Origin of the sequence: Pseudomonas sp. CCOS 191, assembly GCF_001007005.1 — a bacterium.
GTDB classification, from domain to species: Bacteria; Pseudomonadota; Gammaproteobacteria; order Pseudomonadales; family Pseudomonadaceae; genus Aquipseudomonas; species Aquipseudomonas soli.
Window position 1 is genome coordinate 359,513 of record NZ_LN847264.1, and the last position, 14,665, is coordinate 374,177.

The 14,665-nt window shown below is 65.0% G+C and carries 17 protein-coding genes; 11 read left to right on the plus strand and 6 right to left on the minus strand.

Annotated features, from left to right (window positions below; genetic code table 11):
* Positions 1–19 precede the first annotated feature (19 nt).
* Both CCOS191_RS01745 and CCOS191_RS01750 read left to right on the plus strand, forming a co-directional pair.
* Positions 20–685: a TetR/AcrR family transcriptional regulator gene (locus CCOS191_RS01745; protein ID WP_046853819.1), complete on the plus strand. Its 666-nt coding sequence runs from the start codon at positions 20–22 to the stop codon at positions 683–685.
* A gap of 34 nt (positions 686–719) precedes the next feature.
* The gene (locus tag CCOS191_RS01750; RefSeq protein ID WP_046853820.1) at positions 720–1,574 is read left to right on the plus strand and encodes a sulfurtransferase; all 855 of its coding nucleotides are present in this window, start codon (positions 720–722) and stop codon (positions 1,572–1,574) included.
* A gap of 103 nt (positions 1,575–1,677) precedes the next feature.
* Here the strand turns inward: CCOS191_RS01750 and CCOS191_RS01755 are convergent, their stop codons facing one another.
* From CCOS191_RS01755 to CCOS191_RS01770, 4 genes are read right to left on the minus strand one after another with little or no spacing between them, the layout of a single operon-like run.
* Positions 1,678–2,670 (minus strand): hydrolase, encoded by a 993-nt coding sequence (locus CCOS191_RS01755; protein WP_046853821.1) that lies wholly within the window; start codon positions 2,668–2,670, stop codon positions 1,678–1,680.
* Between the two features lie 60 nt (positions 2,671–2,730).
* Positions 2,731–3,345 (minus strand): 16S rRNA (guanine(966)-N(2))-methyltransferase RsmD, encoded by a 615-nt coding sequence (gene rsmD, locus CCOS191_RS01760; protein WP_046853822.1) that lies wholly within the window; start codon positions 3,343–3,345, stop codon positions 2,731–2,733.
* Positions 3,345–4,838, minus strand: a complete 1,494-nt coding sequence (locus CCOS191_RS01765; protein WP_038706976.1) for a M16 family metallopeptidase — start codon at positions 4,836–4,838, stop codon at positions 3,345–3,347. The genes rsmD and CCOS191_RS01765 overlap by 1 nt, the downstream gene beginning before the upstream one ends.
* Positions 4,831–6,186 (minus strand): M16 family metallopeptidase, encoded by a 1,356-nt coding sequence (locus tag CCOS191_RS01770; RefSeq protein ID WP_046853823.1) that lies wholly within the window; start codon positions 6,184–6,186, stop codon positions 4,831–4,833. Before CCOS191_RS01770 ends, CCOS191_RS01765 begins: the two co-directional genes overlap by 8 nt.
* 234 nt (positions 6,187–6,420) lie before the next feature.
* On the opposite strand from CCOS191_RS01770, the gene ftsY reads away from it, so the two are divergent.
* The 4 genes from ftsY (at position 6,421) to rpoH (ending at position 10,576) form a co-directional block, all read left to right on the plus strand.
* Entirely contained in the window at positions 6,421–7,917 is a 1,497-nt protein-coding gene (ftsY, locus tag CCOS191_RS01775; protein ID WP_046853824.1) for a signal recognition particle-docking protein FtsY, read from the plus strand.
* Positions 7,914–8,585, plus strand: a complete 672-nt coding sequence (gene ftsE / locus CCOS191_RS01780) for a cell division ATP-binding protein FtsE (protein WP_011531723.1) — start codon at positions 7,914–7,916, stop codon at positions 8,583–8,585. Before ftsY ends, ftsE begins: the two co-directional genes overlap by 4 nt.
* Positions 8,582–9,610, plus strand: coding sequence for a permease-like cell division protein FtsX (ftsX, locus tag CCOS191_RS01785; protein WP_046853825.1), 1,029 nt, complete (start codon positions 8,582–8,584; stop codon positions 9,608–9,610). Before ftsE ends, ftsX begins: the two co-directional genes overlap by 4 nt.
* A gap of 111 nt (positions 9,611–9,721) precedes the next feature.
* Entirely contained in the window at positions 9,722–10,576 is an 855-nt protein-coding gene (gene rpoH, locus CCOS191_RS01790; RefSeq protein ID WP_023630664.1) for an RNA polymerase sigma factor RpoH, read from the plus strand.
* A gap of 89 nt (positions 10,577–10,665) precedes the next feature.
* Here the strand turns inward: rpoH and mtgA are convergent, their stop codons facing one another.
* Positions 10,666–11,376, minus strand: a complete 711-nt coding sequence (gene mtgA / locus CCOS191_RS01795) for a monofunctional biosynthetic peptidoglycan transglycosylase (RefSeq protein ID WP_023630665.1) — start codon at positions 11,374–11,376, stop codon at positions 10,666–10,668.
* Between the two features lie 64 nt (positions 11,377–11,440).
* Here mtgA and CCOS191_RS01800 point away from each other — a divergent pair, with 64 nt between their 5' ends.
* The 5 genes from CCOS191_RS01800 (at position 11,441) to CCOS191_RS27785 (ending at position 14,254) form a co-directional block, all read left to right on the plus strand.
* The gene (locus tag CCOS191_RS01800) at positions 11,441–11,812 is read left to right on the plus strand and encodes a DUF423 domain-containing protein (protein ID WP_046853826.1); all 372 of its coding nucleotides are present in this window, start codon (positions 11,441–11,443) and stop codon (positions 11,810–11,812) included.
* Positions 11,813–11,915: 103 nt separating this feature from the next.
* Positions 11,916–12,116: a sulfur carrier protein ThiS gene (gene thiS, locus CCOS191_RS01805; protein ID WP_038707614.1), complete on the plus strand. Its 201-nt coding sequence runs from the start codon at positions 11,916–11,918 to the stop codon at positions 12,114–12,116.
* A 53-nt stretch (positions 12,117–12,169) separates the two neighbouring features.
* A complete protein-coding gene (locus CCOS191_RS01810; RefSeq protein WP_046853827.1) occupies positions 12,170–12,982 on the plus strand; it encodes a thiazole synthase in 813 nt (270 codons plus the stop codon).
* A 9-nt stretch (positions 12,983–12,991) separates the two neighbouring features.
* Positions 12,992–13,714 carry a tRNA (guanosine(46)-N7)-methyltransferase TrmB gene (gene trmB, locus CCOS191_RS01815; protein ID WP_046853828.1) on the plus strand — a complete coding sequence of 241 codons (723 nt, stop codon included), beginning with the start codon at positions 12,992–12,994 and terminating at the stop codon, positions 13,712–13,714.
* 378 nt (positions 13,715–14,092) lie between these two features.
* Positions 14,093–14,254: a hypothetical protein gene (locus tag CCOS191_RS27785; RefSeq protein ID WP_156177499.1), complete on the plus strand. Its 162-nt coding sequence runs from the start codon at positions 14,093–14,095 to the stop codon at positions 14,252–14,254.
* Positions 14,255–14,332: 78 nt separating this feature from the next.
* Here CCOS191_RS27785 and CCOS191_RS01820 read toward each other — a convergent pair whose 3' ends face one another.
* Complete coding sequence (locus CCOS191_RS01820; RefSeq protein ID WP_011531731.1) at positions 14,333–14,659, minus strand: DUF3392 family protein; 327 nt, start codon at positions 14,657–14,659, stop codon at positions 14,333–14,335.
* Positions 14,660–14,665: the final 6 nt, after the last annotated feature.

A 14,665-nucleotide genomic window follows, 5' to 3' on the forward strand; every position in this document is an offset into this window, starting at 1 on the left:
CTGGAGACTGGAGCTGAGCATGGCCCCGCGCATGAAGACCCGAGAGCGCATCGTGCAGAGCAGCCTGGAGCTGTTCAACCAGCAGGGCGAGCGTTGCGTCAGCACCAATCACATTGCCGCGCACATGGAAATCTCGCCCGGCAACCTGTACTACCACTTCCCCAACAAGCAGGCGATCATCGCCGTGCTGTTCAATCAGTACGAAGAACTGGTCGACAGTTTCCTGCGCCCGCCCCAGGGCCGCAGCGCCACCGTCGAAGACAAGCGCTTCTACCTCAAGGCGCTGCTGGCGGCGATGTGGAACTACCGCTTCCTGCACCGCGACCTCGAGCACCTGCTCGACAGCGACCCGGAACTGGCGGCCCGCTACCGGCGTTTCTCGCAGCGCTGCCTGCAGCAGGGGCAGGCCATCTACCGCGGTTTCGTCGAGGCCGGCATCCTGAACATGGACGCCGCGCAGGTGGAGTCGCTGACCATCAACGCCTGGATCGTGCTGACTTCCTGGGTGCGCTTTCTCAGCACCACCCGCGAGCATTCCGCGCACCTGGGTGAAGAAGCGTTCAAGCGCGGCGTCTATCAGGTGGTGGTGCTGGAGCTGGGGTATGTCACCCCGACCGCGCGTGCCGCGGTGCAGGCGCTGTGCGCTGAGTTTCATGTCCCGTTCAACCAGGCCCTGGAGCAGTGATCCGGGGTTTCGAGCCATTCATCAGGAGATTGTCATGCCCCTCGCGCAATTGATCACCCCGCAACAGCTGGCCGAGCGCCTGGACGCGCCCGGCCTGGTGATCCTCGACTGCCGCTTTGCCCTGGAAGATGTCGACTACGGTCAACGCAGCTATGCCGAGGGGCATATTGCCGGGGCGCACTTCGCCGACCTCGAACGCGACCTGAGCGGGCCGGTGCTCAAGGGCAGCACAGGCCGCCACCCGCTGCCCGACCCGCAGCGGCTGGTGGAGCGCCTGCGCGAGTGGGGCGTGGACAACGACAGCCAGGTGGTGCTCTACGACGACGGCCCCGGCGCCTTTGCCGCCCGTGCCTGGTGGCTGCTGGCCTGGCTGGGCAAACGCGACGCGGTGTTCATTCTCGATGGCGGCCTGAAGGCCTGGCACGCCGCTCACCTGCCGCTGAGCCTGGACCCGCCGGTACGCCGCGAAGGCAATTTCAGCGGTGAGCCGGACATGGCACTGCTGATCGATGCCGCCCACCTCGCCAAGCGCCTGGACGACCCCGCGATGACCTTGATCGACGCTCGCGGCCTGCCGCGTTTCCGTGGCGAGGTCGAGCCGATTGACCCGGTGGCCGGGCATATCCCAGGCGCCCAGTGCGCGGCGTTCACCGACAACCTTGGCGCGGACGGGCGGTTCCTGCCAGCCGACAAGCTGAAACAGCGGTTTGCCGAAAAACTGGGGGCCCGGTCGCCGGAGGATCTGGTGGCTTATTGCGGTTCTGGCGTCACGGCGTGCCACAACCTGTTCGCCCTTTCGCTGGCGGGATATCCGCTGGGGCGGTTGTATGCCGGGTCGTGGAGTGAGTGGATCAATGATCCACAGCGTGGCATAGCCACTGGCGAGTAATTCGTAACGTGGGAGCGGGCTTGCCCCGCGATGGTCCGGTGATGCTATCGCGGGGCAGGCTCGCTCCCACATATCCCCGCTTTCACCTCTTCCTGGAGGGGGCCTATCGCCCTTCCATCAGCCACTGCGGAATCCGTCGTTCCAGGTAATACCCCGGATTGCGCAGGCTGCCCTCGACAAACCCCACATGCCCACCCCGGCTGTGCAGTTCGAACTGCGTCTGCGCCGCCAGCTCACTGGCATCGGGCAGGCTGTGGCCAAACACAAACGGATCATCGTTGGCGTGGATGATCAGCGTCGGCGTGCGGTTCTCGCCCAGGTAATAGCGGCTGGAGGCGCGCCGGTAGTAGTCATGGGCATCGCTGAAGCCATTGAGGGGCGCGGTCACCTTGCCATCGAAGTCCCAGAACGTGCGCAGGTTGCGCAGCGAGCCCAGGCCTTCGAGGGTGGCCAGCCCTTCATGGTGGCCCTTGTCGCGGAAGTGCCGTTGCTTGTCCTGCACGTAGGCCAGCATCTCGCGCATGAAGTGCGCCTGGTAGACCTTCGAGAAACCCAGGCCGATACGGTCGGCGCACTGGTCCAGGCGAAACGGCACCGACACCGCTACCGCTGCTTCCAGCTGGCTGGTCGCGCCGCTTTCCCCCAGGTACTTGAGCAGCACATTGCCGCCCAGCGAGTAGCCCACGGCATACAGCGGTGCCAGCGGCCGCTGCGCCCGCAGGTGACGGATGGTTTCGGCCAGGTCTTCGCTGGCCCCGGAATGGTAGCTGCGCGCCAACAGGTTGGGTTCGCCCGAGCAGCCGCGCCAGTTCAGCGCGACACTGGCCCAGCCGCGTGTCTGCAAGGCCAGTTGCAGGCCTTTGACATACGGCGAATTGGACGACCCGGTCAGGCCGTGAAGTACCAGCACCAAGGGCACATCGGCCTGGTGCGGGCCGTGCCAGTCGAGGTCGAGGAAGTCGCCGTCGGCCAGCCAAAAGCGCTCGCGGGTGCGCTCAAGTGCGGGGAGTTTGCGCCACAGCGGCCCCCACAACGTCTGCAAGTGGGGGTTGGACAGGCCGGAGGCCGGGCGGAAGGTGGCGGTGAGGCTGATCATGCTGGGCGACTCGTGATGTGCCTGCCTAGAGTGCCATGAAACACCGCCGCCGCGCCTGTGCTATTGGTCGCCAGCCGCACGCTGCCACAGGGCGTAATGCACCTGACCGGTCTTCTTCTCGCGGTGCAGGCGCCAGTTGCCTGGCATCGGCAGCGAGGAGGGCACGGCTTCGCTTTCGGTGTAGATCCACGCCTGCTCGCGCAGCCACTGGCCCTGCTCCAGCAGGTTGCAGGTATTGGCCAGCAAGTCCTGGTGGAACGGCGGGTCGAGGAACACCACATCGAATTGCTGCTTGGCCGGGCCTTGCAGGTAGCGCAGGGCGTCGGTCTGCAGGATCTGCCCGCGCGGGCAGCGCAATACTTCGAGGTTGTCCTTGAGGTTGGTGGTGGCTGCAGGGTTGCTGTCCAGCGCCACGGCATCCTTCGCGCCACGGGACAGCGCTTCGAGCACCAGGGCGCCGCTGCCGGTGAAGGCATCGAGCACCAGGGCACCCTCGATGTAGGGCGCCAGCCAGTTGAACAGGGTTTCGCGCACGCGATCAGGGGTCGGGCGCAGGCCTTCGCCTTCCGGCACGGCCAGGCGACGGCTGCGCCATTCGCCGGCGATGATGCGCAGCTGGCCGGGGCCCTTGCTGGCGCCCGGGGCCGGGCGCGCGGGAGTGTTGGGTCTTGCCATTAGTGCTCCGGTACGCCGAGCGGCTGCTCGGCGGGTTTGTCAGTAGGGGCCGGCAGCGGTTGCTGCGCCACCTTCGGGCCGACGGTGACGATCACCAGCTTGTCCGCCGCGAGATGCTTGTTCATGGCGGCCTTGACCTGCTCGACGCTCAGTGCCTGGGACTGCTGCATGAAGTCCTCCAGCCAGCTCAGCGGCAGATTGTAGAAGCCGATCGCGCCCAGCTGCCCGACAATGCTGGCGTTGCTGGCATTGGACAGCGGGAAGCTGCCGGCCAGCTCGCGCTTGGCATCGTCCAGTTCCTGCTGGGTCGGGCCGTTCTTCAGGTAGTCGGCCAGGATATCCTGGACCAGCTTGAGCGTGCCCTCGCTGAGTTCGGCGCGGGTCTGCAGGTTGATCATGAACGGGCCGCGCACCTGCATCGGGCTGAATACCGAGTACACGCCGTAGGTCAGGCCGCGCTTTTCACGCACTTCGCTCATCAGGCGGGTGCCGAAGGCGCCGCCGCCGAGGATCTGGTTGCCCAGCGACAGCGCCGGCCAGTCCGCATCGTTGCGGTCGATACCCAATTCGGCCAGCATCAGGTGGGTCTGCTTGGACGGGAAGTCGATATGCGTGGTCCCCGGCTTGGGCTCGACAGGCTGCTCCGGCTTGGCCAGTGCCGCGCCCTTGGGCAGGCCGGCGGAGACCTGCGCGGCGATGGCCTCGGCTTCGCCGCGGCTGAGGTCGCCGACCAGGGCGATCACCGCGTTGCCGGCGGCGTAGGCCTTGCCGTGGAAGGTGCGCAGCTGCGCCAGGGTGATGCCCGGGATGGACTCGGCGGTACCGTCGCTGGGGCTGGCATAGGGGTGCTGGCCATAGAGGTTGGCGAACAACGTCTTGCCGGCGATCTTGCCGGGGTTCTGCTTCTCGTACTCGAAGCCTGCCAGCAACTGGTTCTTGATGCGCTTGAGGGCGTCCTCGGGGAAGGTCGGCTGGCCCACCACCTCGGTGAACAGCTTCAGCGCCGGCTCGCGCTTGTCCGAGGCGCTGAGGCTGCGCAGCGAAGCGACGGCCATGTCGCGGTAGGAGCCGTTGCCGAAGTCGGCGCCCAGGCCTTCGAAGCCTTCAGCGATGGCGGTGACGTCCTTGCCGGCCACGCCCTCGTTGAGCATGGCGTTGGTCAGGGTGGCCAGGCCCGGGGTACCGCCGTCCTGGCTGCTGCCGGCGGCGAAGGTCACGCGCAGGTCGAACATCGGCAGCTCGCGGGCCTCGACGAACAGTACGCGGGCGCCTTCGGCGGTGGTCCAGTGCTGGATGTTCAGCTGACGCCGGCTGGGGGCCTTGCCGTCCAGTTCGGCCAGCGATTGCAGGGTATTGGCTGGGCGGGCCGCGGTGTCCGCCTTGCCTTGGCTGTCGGACTGGGCTGGGCGCGCCAGCAGCGCGGCGATGGCCACCACCAGCACGATGATCGCCAGGCCGAACAGGGTGTAGCGCGGTGCGCTGCGATCACTCATGAGCGGACTCCTCGGGCAGTACATGGGCAACGCTCAGGCGTTCGCGGGTGAAATAGGTGCGGGCGGCGGCCTGGATGTCCTCCGGGGTCACGCGCTTGAGGTCGTCGAGCTCGCTGTCGATCAGCTTCCAGGACAGGCCGACCGTTTCCAGTTGCCCGATGGTGGTGGCCTGGCTGCTGATCGAGTCGCGGTCGTAGACCAGGCCGGCGATCACCTGGGCGCGTACGCGCTCGAGCTCTTCGGCGGTGGGTGGCGTGGTCTTGAGCTCGTCGAGCAGCTGCCAGATGCCTTTCTCCACTTCGGCCAGGGTCTTTTGCTTCTGCACGTTGGGCGTGGCCGAGATCATGAACAGGCTGTCGCCGCGGGTGAAGGCGTTGTAGCTGGACGAGGCACCGGCAACCAGCTCCTGGCCGCGTTCCAGGCGCGCCGGCATGCGGGCGCTGTAGCCGCCGTCGAGCAGGGCCGAGATCAGCCGCAGGGCGTTGACGCTGCGCGGGTCCTTGGCGGTGGCCAGGGCCGGGACATTGAAGCCATAGATCAGGCTGGGCAGTTGCGTGCGCAGGTGTAGGGTGAGCAGGCGCTGGCCCGGCTCGGCCAGTTCCAGCGGCAGTTTGCTCGGCGGCACGGCGCGTTTGGGGATGGGGCCGAAATACTTCTGCGCCAAGGCCTTGACCTCGTCCGGCTTGACGTCGCCGACCACCACCAGGGTGGCGTTGTTCGGGGCGTACCAGGACTCGTACCAATGACGCAGTTCCTCGACCTTCATGCGCTCGAGGTCGGCCATCCAGCCGATGGTCGGCGTGTGGTAGCCGCTGGCCGGGTAGGCCATGGCGCGGAACAGCTCGAAGGCCTTGGCATTGGGCTGGTCGTCGGTGCGCAGGCGGCGCTCTTCCTTGATCACCTCGATCTCGCGGCTGAACTCGTCGGCCGGCAGGCGCAGGCTGGCCAGACGGTCGGCTTCGAGTTCCAGGGCCACCGGCAGGCGGTCGCGGGCCAGTACCTGGTAGTAGGCGGTGTAGTCGTCACTGGTGAAGGCGTTCTCTTCGGCGCCGAGATCGCGCAGGATGCGCGAGGCCTCGCCGGGGCCGATCTTGGCGCTGCCCTTGAACATCATGTGTTCCAGGGCATGGGACAGGCCGGTCTGGCCCGGCGTCTCGTAGCTGGAGCCGACCTTGTACCAGATCTGCGAAACCACCACCGGCGCCCGGTGGTCCTCGCGCACGACAACTTTCAGGCCGTTGTCGAGGATGAATTCGTGGGTGGGTTGCACATCGGCGGCGAAAGCCGCCAGCGGCAGGCACAGTGTGCCGAGCAACAGGCCAGCGGCGCGGCGGGCTAGAGCATTCATACGGTGTTCAACCTGTTCGGCGGCCCGCTTGGGTTTAGCGTCGGCGGGCCAGGAGGTGCTAGGATACTGATCCGGTTGCCTGGCGACCATGCCTGTCGCCGTTCTGGCCTGCAGGCCCTTACGACAAAACGTTGCGCATGAACCCGCTGGCTTCACAGTAGTCTGTTCTGCGTGAGTTAAGAATTCCCGATGCGCCGCTGCTGGCCCATCGCTACCCTGAGATAGCCGTCTTCCATGTTTGGTTCCAACGACGACAAAAAAGCGCCGGCCGCGGCTGGCGAGAAGAAAGGCCTGTTCAGCTGGTTCCGCAAGAAGCCGGAACAACCTGCCGCCGAACAGCCGCAAGCCCCTGCACCGCAAGCGCCCGTCGAGCAGACCGCACCGGCTGCCGAGCCGTTGCAGGCGCCTGTGCCAGAGCCGGTGGTTGTAGCGCCGCAGCCGGAGCCTGTGCCAGAGCCGGTGGTTGCCGCGCCGCAGCCGGAGCCTTTGCCAGAGCCGGTGGTTGCTGCACCGCAGCCGGAACCCGCGCCAGAGCCGGTGGTTGCAACGCTGCAACCGGTCGAGGTCGAAGTAACTGCGGCCCCGGTCAGCAACCTGGTCCTGCCTGTCGCCGAAGAGCCGGTGGCCCTGGTCGAGGACCTGGAGCCCAAGGCGCCGCCCGTTATCCCAGCCCGACCGCCTGTCGAAACGGTAGCCACTGCCATTACCGCTCCAGCACCGGTTGTCGAAACGGCGCCGGTCGTTGTGCCGGCTCCAGTCGACCCAGAGCCTGTCGTGGTGACTGCCGCCGAGCCGGCCAAACCTGGTTTCTTCGCCCGCCTCAAGCAGGGCCTGTCGAAGACCAGCGCCAGCATCGGCGAGGGCATGGCCAGCTTGTTCCTCGGCAAGAAGGTCATCGACGATGACCTGCTCGACGAAATCGAGACCCGGCTGCTGACCGCCGACGTCGGTGTCGAGGCCACTTCGACCATCGTCCAGAACCTGACCCAGAAAGTTGCCCGCAAGCAGTTGGCCGACGCCGACGCGCTGTACAAGTCGCTGCAGGAAGAGCTGGCCGCGTTGTTGCGCCCGGTCGAGCAGCCGCTGAAGATCGAGGCGCAGAACAAGCCCTACGTGATCCTGGTGGTCGGCGTGAACGGCGCCGGCAAGACCACCACCATCGGCAAACTGGCGAAAAAGCTGCAGCTCGAGGGCAAGAAAGTCATGCTCGCGGCCGGCGACACCTTCCGCGCCGCCGCGGTGGAGCAGTTGCAGGTGTGGGGCGAGCGCAACCAGATCCCGGTGATCGCCCAGCACACCGGCGCCGACTCGGCTTCGGTGATCTTCGACGCGGTGCAGGCCGCCAAGGCCCGTAATGTCGATGTGCTGATTGCCGACACTGCCGGCCGCCTGCACACCAAGGACAACCTGATGGAAGAGCTGAAGAAGGTCCGTCGGGTCATGGGCAAGCTTGATGTCGAGGCGCCGCACGAGGTGCTGCTGGTGCTCGACGCCGGTACCGGGCAGAACGCCATCAGCCAGGCCAAGTACTTCAACCAGAGCGTCGAGCTGACCGGCCTGGCCCTGACCAAGCTGGATGGTACCGCCAAGGGCGGCGTGATCTTTGCCCTGGCCAAGCAGTTCAACATCCCGATCCGCTTCATCGGTGTGGGCGAGGGTATCGACGACCTGCGCACCTTCGAAGCCGAACCTTTCGTCAAGGCGCTGTTCGCCGAGCGTGAACCTTCATGATCCGATTCGAACAGGTAGCCAAGCGCTATCCCAACGGCCATGTCGGCCTGCACGAACTGAGCTTCCGGGCGCGTCGTGGCGAGTTCCTGTTCGTCACCGGCCATTCCGGCGCCGGCAAGAGCACCCTGCTGCGGCTGCTGCTGGCCATGGAGCGTCCGACCAGCGGCAAGCTGCTGCTGGCCGGGCAGGACCTGGGCCAGATCAGCAACGCGCAGATTCCGTTCCTGCGCCGGCAGATCGGCGTGGTGTTCCAGAACCACCAGTTGCTGTTCGACCGCACGGTGTTCAACAACATCGCGCTGCCGTTGCAGATCCTCGGGCTGTCCAAGGCCGAGATCGCCAAACGCGTCGATTCGGCGCTGGAGCGCGTGTCGCTGAGCGACAAGGGCGAGCTGTTCCCGGCCGACCTGTCCACCGGCCAGCAACAACGGGTCGGCATTGCCAGGGCCATCGTGCATCAGCCGGCCCTGCTGCTGGCGGACGAGCCCACCGGTAACCTCGACCCGCGTCTGGCCGCCGAGATCATGGGCGTGTTCGAGGACATCAACCGACTGGGCACCACGGTACTGATCGCCAGTCACGACCTGGCGCTGATCGCGCGCATGCGCCACCGCATGCTGACGCTGCAACGCGGCCGCTTGATCGGCGATGGGGAGGCCGGGCAATGAGCACCACACGTACACCAAAGGTTTCCGAGCGCGTCGCGCCGAAAGCCGCCGATCCGCAGCCGTCGAAGAAAAAGCGTGGCGATCACGATGACGATGGCCCGGACTTCCGCAGCCTCCTGCATGCCTGGCTGGAAAGCCACCGTGCCAGCCTGGCCGACAGCTTGCGCCGCCTGGGCAAGCAGCCGATCGGCAGTTTCTTCACCTGCCTGGTGATGGCCGTGGCGCTGAGCATGCCCATGGGCCTGTCGTTGTTGCTCAAGAACGTCGAGAAACTCGGCGGCTCGTGGCAGCGCGCGGCGCAGATCTCGCTGTACCTCAAGCTCGATGCCAGCAGCCGCGATGGCGAGGCCCTGCGTGACGAGATCAAGGGCATGCCCGGCGTCGCCGAGGCGCAGTACGTCAGCCGCGAGCAGGCGCTGGAAGAGTTCCAGCAACAGTCAGGCCTGGGCGAGGCGCTGCGTGAACTGCCGGACAACCCACTGCCCGGCGTGGTGGTGGTGACCCCGACCGAGGTCGACAAGCCAGCCCTGGAAGCCTTGCGTCAGCGCCTCTCCGAGCTACCTCGCGTGGAAGCGGCGCAGCTGGACCTGGTGTGGGTCGAGCGTCTGGCGGCGATTCTCAAGCTGGGCGACCGGTTCGTCTTCGGCCTGGCGGTGATGCTGATTTCTGCGCTGCTGTTAGTAATCGGTAACACAATTCGTCTACATATCGAAAACCGCCGGGTCGAGATCGAAGTGATCAAGCTCGTCGGTGGCACCGACAGCTACGTGCGCCGGCCTTTCCTGTACATGGGCGCCCTGTATGGACTGGGTGCGGGCGTGCTGGCCTGGGGCATCCTGGCGTTCGGCCTGAACTGGCTGAACGACGCGGTGGTCGGGCTTTCCGGCCTGTATGGCAGTGATTTCGCCCTGGGTGGCGTACCGGCCTCGGATGGCCTTTCACTCTTGATCGGGGCGGTGCTGTTGGGGTATATCGGTGCATGGATCGCAGTCGCTCGTCACTTGAACGAGCTTGCACCGCGATAAATGTTTCATGGCCAGTATTGACAAATTTTTCATTCTGGAACTTGTACAACGGTTCCTTGTCTATGCTGGCAGTGCCCAAAAGGCACGAGTCTGTAAGCCGGAGGTACTTGAATGACCAATTCGTTGCAACCTGCCTATGCCCTGGTTCCCGGTGCAAACCTGGAAGCCTATGTGCACACGGTCAACAGCATCCCCTTGCTGACGCCGGAGCAGGAGCGTGAACTGGCCGAGCGTCTCTATTACGAGCAGGATCTCGAGGCCGCTCGGCAAATGGTGATGGCCCACCTGCGTTTCGTCGTACACATCGCGCGTAGCTATGCGGGCTACGGGCTGGCCCAGGCCGACCTGATCCAGGAAGGCAACGTGGGCCTGATGAAGGCGGTAAAGCGCTTCAACCCGGAAATGGGCGTGCGTCTGGTGTCCTTCGCCGTGCACTGGATCAAGGCTGAGATCCACGAGTTCATCCTGCGCAACTGGCGCATCGTCAAGGTGGCCACCACCAAGGCCCAGCGCAAGCTGTTCTTCAACCTGCGCAGCCAGAAGAAACGCCTGGCCTGGTTGAACAATGACGAAGTCCATCGCGTGGCCGAGAGCCTGGGTGTCGAGCCGCGTGAAGTACGTGAGATGGAAAGCCGCCTGAGCGGCCAGGACATGGCCTTCGACCCGGCGGCGGAAGCCGACGACGACAGCGCCTTCCAGTCGCCTGCGCATTATCTGGAAGACCACCGCTACAACCCGGCCGTGCAGCTGGAGGACGCTGACTGGAGCGACAACTCCACCAGCAACCTGCATGAAGCGCTGCAGGGCCTGGATGATCGCAGCCGCGACATCCTCTACCAGCGTTGGCTGGCCGAAGAAAAGGCCACGCTGCATGAGCTGGCAGAGAAGTACAGCGTGTCGGCCGAGCGTATTCGCCAGCTGGAGAAGAACGCGATGAACAAGGTCAAGGCATTGATCACGATCTGATCGGCGCCCTGGCTGGATTGAAAAGCCGCTGCTCTCGGAAGAGGCAGCGGCTTTTTTGTGTGTTGCTGACTGGCGCGTGAGAGCGGACCTTAAAGCCTGCGCGAAGCATCCAGTTGCATCAGGTAGCTCGGCCCGCCCAACTGGCTCATCTGCCGGCGGATCCACCCCGCACGGCTTGCCACATAGGCGCTGGGGCGGCTGGCACTCCACTTGATCGGGCTTGGCAGCACGGCCGCGAGCTGTGCGGCCTGTTGTCGCGTCAGGCGGCTGGCATCCACGCCGAAGTGATAACGCGCCGCCGCCTGGGCACCGAACACGCCCTTGCCCCATTCGGCACTGTTCAGATAGACCTCGAGTATCCGCTCCTTCGACCAGAACAACTCGATAAGGGCGGTGAACCAGGCTTCCAGCCCCTTGCGCAGCCAGCTGCGCCCGGACCACAGGAACAGGTTCTTGGCCACCTGCTGGGTCAGTGTGCTGGCGCCGCGTACCTTGCCGCCACGCTCGTTGTAGGCCAGCGCCGCCTGGATCGCGGGGATATCGAAGCCCCAGTGGCTGGCGAACTTCTGGTCTTCGCCGGCGATGACCGCCACCTTGAGCTCGTCGGAGATATCCTCCCAAGGCGTCCAGTCACGTTGCAGGTCGATCGGCTCGCCGCTGGCCCATGACTGCACCTTGCGCTCGACCATCAGCGCGGTGCCGGGCGGCGGCACCCAGCGCAACACCAGAACCACGGCGATGCTGCCAGCAGCGAACCAGAGCAGGGCGCGGGAAAGGCGGCGAAGAAGGGATGACAGCATGGTGATGGCTTGGCCGGACCGTTGGAACGGGCCATTATACAGACCCCTCCCGAGGAGTCGTCCCATGCTTCGCAGCTTCCTGATGCTCGCCGCGTTCTTCGGCTTTACCGGCGTCGCCCTCGGCGCTTTCGCCGCCCATGGCTTGAAAAGCCGCCTCAGCGCCGACTACCTGGCGATCTTCCATACCGGTGTCACCTACCAACTGGTGCATGCCCTGGCGATCCTCGGCGTGGCGGTGCTGTCGGCGCACTTGCCCGGGCGCCTGGTCGGCTGGGCCGGTGGCTTGTTCGCCGTGGGTATCCTGCTGTTCTCCGGCAGCCTCTACGCCCTCACGCTCAGCGGCCTGGGCAAGCTCGGCATGATCACCCCGCTGGGCGGCCTGTGCTTCCTTGCTGGCTGGCTTTGCCTGGGGCTGGCCGCCTGGCGGCTGGGCTGACCGGTCGGTCCACAATCGCGACTAATGGCGTGTGTCGCCCTTGGGTTGCAGGGCGGATCGGGGCTAGAATGCGGGCCCCCAAAGAACAATGGTGGCCGTGCGCATGCGCATTCAATTGAACGGTGAACCTTACGAACTGCCCGCGGGCGAGAGCGTCGCGGCGCTGCTGGGCCGGCTGGAGCTGGCCGGCCGCCGGGTGGCGGTGGAACTGAACCTGGACATCGTGCCGCGCAGCCAGCACGAGAGCACGCAGCTCAAGGACGGCGACCAGGTCGAGGTGGTCCACGCCATCGGTGGCGGCTAACCGCCCCTGAAACCTCGCCAGCAAAGTCCCGCAATCTTTCCTGAGGAACAACGATGAGCAACGTTCGCAGCGACAAGCCCTTCATCCTGGCCGGGCGCACTTTCCAGTCGCGCCTGCTGGTAGGCACCGGCAAGTACCGTGACATGGAAGAAACCCGCCTGGCCACCGAGGCCTCGGGTGCCGAGATCGTCACCGTTGCCGTGCGCCGTACCAACCTGGGCCAGAACGCGGGCGAGCCGAACCTGCTCGACGTGCTGTCGCCAGACAAGTACACCATCCTGCCGAACACCGCCGGTTGCTTCGATGCGACGGAAGCGGTGCGCACCTGCCGCCTGGCCCGTGAACTGCTCGATGGCCGCAAGTCCCATGAGTCCAGGACGCTGGTGAAGCTGGAAGTGCTGGCCGACCAGAAAACCCTGTTTCCCAATGTGATCGAAACCCTCAAGGCCGCCGAAGTGCTGGTCAAGGAAGGTTTCGACGTGATGGTCTACACCAGCGATGACCCGATCATCGCCCGCCAGCTGGCCGAAGCCGGCTGCATCGCCGTCATGCCGCTGGCCGGCCTGATCGGCACCGGCCTTGGCATCTGCAACCCGTACAACCTGCAGATCATCCTGGAGGAATCCAAGGTGCCGGTGCTGGTCGATGCCGGCGTGGGTACCGCCTCCGACGCCACCATCGCCATGGAAATGGGTTGCGAAGCGGTGCTGATGAACTCGGCCATCGCCCATGCCCAGCAGCCTGTACTGATGGCCGAAGCCATGAAACACGCCATCGTTGCCGGTCGCATGGCCTACCTGGCCGGTCGCATGCCGAAAAAACTCTATGCCAGCGCCTCTTCGCCGCTGGATGGTCTGATCAAGTAAGAGCCCCTGATGACTGAATCGCAAGAAACGCCGATCTCCGAAGACGGCGAAACCCGCCCGCACCGCCGTATCAAGAGCTTCGTGATGCGCGCTGGGCGCATGACCGAAGGCCAGCAGCGCGGCCTGGACCAGGGCGGCCCGCAGTTCATCCTGCCGCTGGCCGACAGCCCGGTGGACTATGACCAGGTGTTCGGCCGTTCGGCGCCGCGTACCCTGGAGATCGGCTTCGGCATGGGCCACTCACTGCTGGAAATGGCCGCCGCTTCGCCCGAGCTGGACTTCATTGGTGTCGAAGTGCACCGCCCGGGTGTCGGCGCGCTGCTCAATGGCGTGCTGACACAGGGGCTGAAGAACCTGCGGGTGTACGACTGCGATGCCATCGAAGTGCTCAACCGCTGCGTGGCGGACAACAGCCTTGACCGTCTGATGCTGTTCTTCCCCGATCCGTGGCACAAGGCGCGTCACCACAAGCGCCGGATCGTTCAGCTGGAGTTCGCCGAGCTGGTGCGCCGCAAACTCAAGCCCAACGGCGTGTTCCACATGGCGACCGACTGGGAGCCCTATGCCGAGTACATGCTGGAAGTGATGAGCGCGGCGCCCGGCTATCGCAACCAGGCGGCTGATGGTACCTACGTGCCACGCCCGGAAGAGCGGCCGATCACCAAGTTCGAGCGCCGTGGTGAGCGCCTTGGGCATGGGGTGTGGGATCTGAAGTTCGAGAAGGTGAGCTGAGCCGGGTTCGTTCGGTGCAGTCCGTCAAACCTGCGAAATTGCAGGTACAAAAAAACCGCCTTGAGAAGGGCGGTTTTTTTATGTGGGCCTCGGGTTACGAAGCCTAGCCCACGAACATCACTGGAGACAGTCACAACTGGATCTTAGGATGGCCTCGAATACAGGTCAACCAAGGAAATATCCGGCATTACGTGTGACAGGACAGGTAACAGATCTGGTAAAGAGGTTCACGTAAGATCGATTTGCTCGCATGTGATTCATCCGGTGACGGGCCGGGAACCCAAACGCTTTCTCGGCCCCTTCGACGTGACCTACGACTCGCGCCGGTGATATTTATCGAAGGGCCACCAACCGGGCCACTTCACTGGAGACAGTCACATGCTCTCCGAAGGTGTCGAAGTGCCGGTTAGACGCTGGAAGAATGGCCCAGCCAACACGGAGGCCAAGGCATATGAAGCGTTTGCTGAATACGGTGAGCCGCGTCTGGAAGCTCATTCGGATCCTGATCATTTTCAGGACCGTCAGGGACTTCCTGCGTGATCACTTCGACGATGCCCATTAAGGGGTTAGTCGGGTGAGAAGCCGCCCTGGCCCGCCAGGGCGGCTTTTAGCGGACGCTCACCCCCGCCGATCAGCGACCACGCCGATCAAAACCAGCACCACCAGCAGTACCGGCGCCAGCGCATAGTTGTTGAACTGCCCCAGCCCCTTGACGATCCACGGCGTCGCATAGATCAGCGCCGCACCGCTGCCGATCATCACCAGCAGGGCCATGAACGGCACGCGCAGGGCGCCGGCCAGGCCGCCCAGGCGCCCCTCGACCCAGCCTTTGATGTCGGTGCCGAACAGCACCAGCAGGCAGCCCACCAGGGCCAGCGAAATCTCCGAGAGGTTGCTGCGGCTCCAGCGGGAAACGGTCGAGAGCAGGTCAAGTACCAGGTCCATGGGTCA

What these genes read in the sequence shown, in the direction of transcription:
- CCOS191_RS01745 (WP_046853819.1), top strand. Translation starts at nt 20, where the DNA reads ATGGCCCCGCGCATGAAGACCCGAGAGCGCATCGTGCAGAGCAGCCTG.
- CCOS191_RS01750 (WP_046853820.1), top strand. Translation starts at nt 720, where the DNA reads ATGCCCCTCGCGCAATTGATCACCCCGCAACAGCTGGCCGAGCGCCTG.
- CCOS191_RS01755 (WP_046853821.1), bottom strand. Translation starts at nt 2,670, where the DNA reads ATGATCAGCCTCACCGCCACCTTCCGCCCGGCCTCCGGCCTGTCCAAC.
- rsmD (WP_046853822.1), bottom strand. Translation starts at nt 3,345, where the DNA reads ATGGCAAGACCCAACACTCCCGCGCGCCCGGCCCCGGGCGCCAGCAAG.
- CCOS191_RS01765 (WP_038706976.1), bottom strand. Translation starts at nt 4,838, where the DNA reads ATGAGTGATCGCAGCGCACCGCGCTACACCCTGTTCGGCCTGGCGATC.
- CCOS191_RS01770 (WP_046853823.1), bottom strand. Translation starts at nt 6,186, where the DNA reads ATGAATGCTCTAGCCCGCCGCGCCGCTGGCCTGTTGCTCGGCACACTG.
- ftsY (WP_046853824.1), top strand. Translation starts at nt 6,421, where the DNA reads ATGTTTGGTTCCAACGACGACAAAAAAGCGCCGGCCGCGGCTGGCGAG.
- ftsE (WP_011531723.1), top strand. Translation starts at nt 7,914, where the DNA reads ATGATCCGATTCGAACAGGTAGCCAAGCGCTATCCCAACGGCCATGTC.
- ftsX (WP_046853825.1), top strand. Translation starts at nt 8,582, where the DNA reads ATGAGCACCACACGTACACCAAAGGTTTCCGAGCGCGTCGCGCCGAAA.
- rpoH (WP_023630664.1), top strand. Translation starts at nt 9,722, where the DNA reads ATGACCAATTCGTTGCAACCTGCCTATGCCCTGGTTCCCGGTGCAAAC.
- mtgA (WP_023630665.1), bottom strand. Translation starts at nt 11,376, where the DNA reads ATGCTGTCATCCCTTCTTCGCCGCCTTTCCCGCGCCCTGCTCTGGTTC.
- CCOS191_RS01800 (WP_046853826.1), top strand. Translation starts at nt 11,441, where the DNA reads ATGCTTCGCAGCTTCCTGATGCTCGCCGCGTTCTTCGGCTTTACCGGC.
- thiS (WP_038707614.1), top strand. Translation starts at nt 11,916, where the DNA reads ATGCGCATTCAATTGAACGGTGAACCTTACGAACTGCCCGCGGGCGAG.
- CCOS191_RS01810 (WP_046853827.1), top strand. Translation starts at nt 12,170, where the DNA reads ATGAGCAACGTTCGCAGCGACAAGCCCTTCATCCTGGCCGGGCGCACT.
- trmB (WP_046853828.1), top strand. Translation starts at nt 12,992, where the DNA reads ATGACTGAATCGCAAGAAACGCCGATCTCCGAAGACGGCGAAACCCGC.
- CCOS191_RS27785 (WP_156177499.1), top strand. Translation starts at nt 14,093, where the DNA reads ATGCTCTCCGAAGGTGTCGAAGTGCCGGTTAGACGCTGGAAGAATGGC.
- CCOS191_RS01820 (WP_011531731.1), bottom strand. Translation starts at nt 14,659, where the DNA reads ATGGACCTGGTACTTGACCTGCTCTCGACCGTTTCCCGCTGGAGCCGC.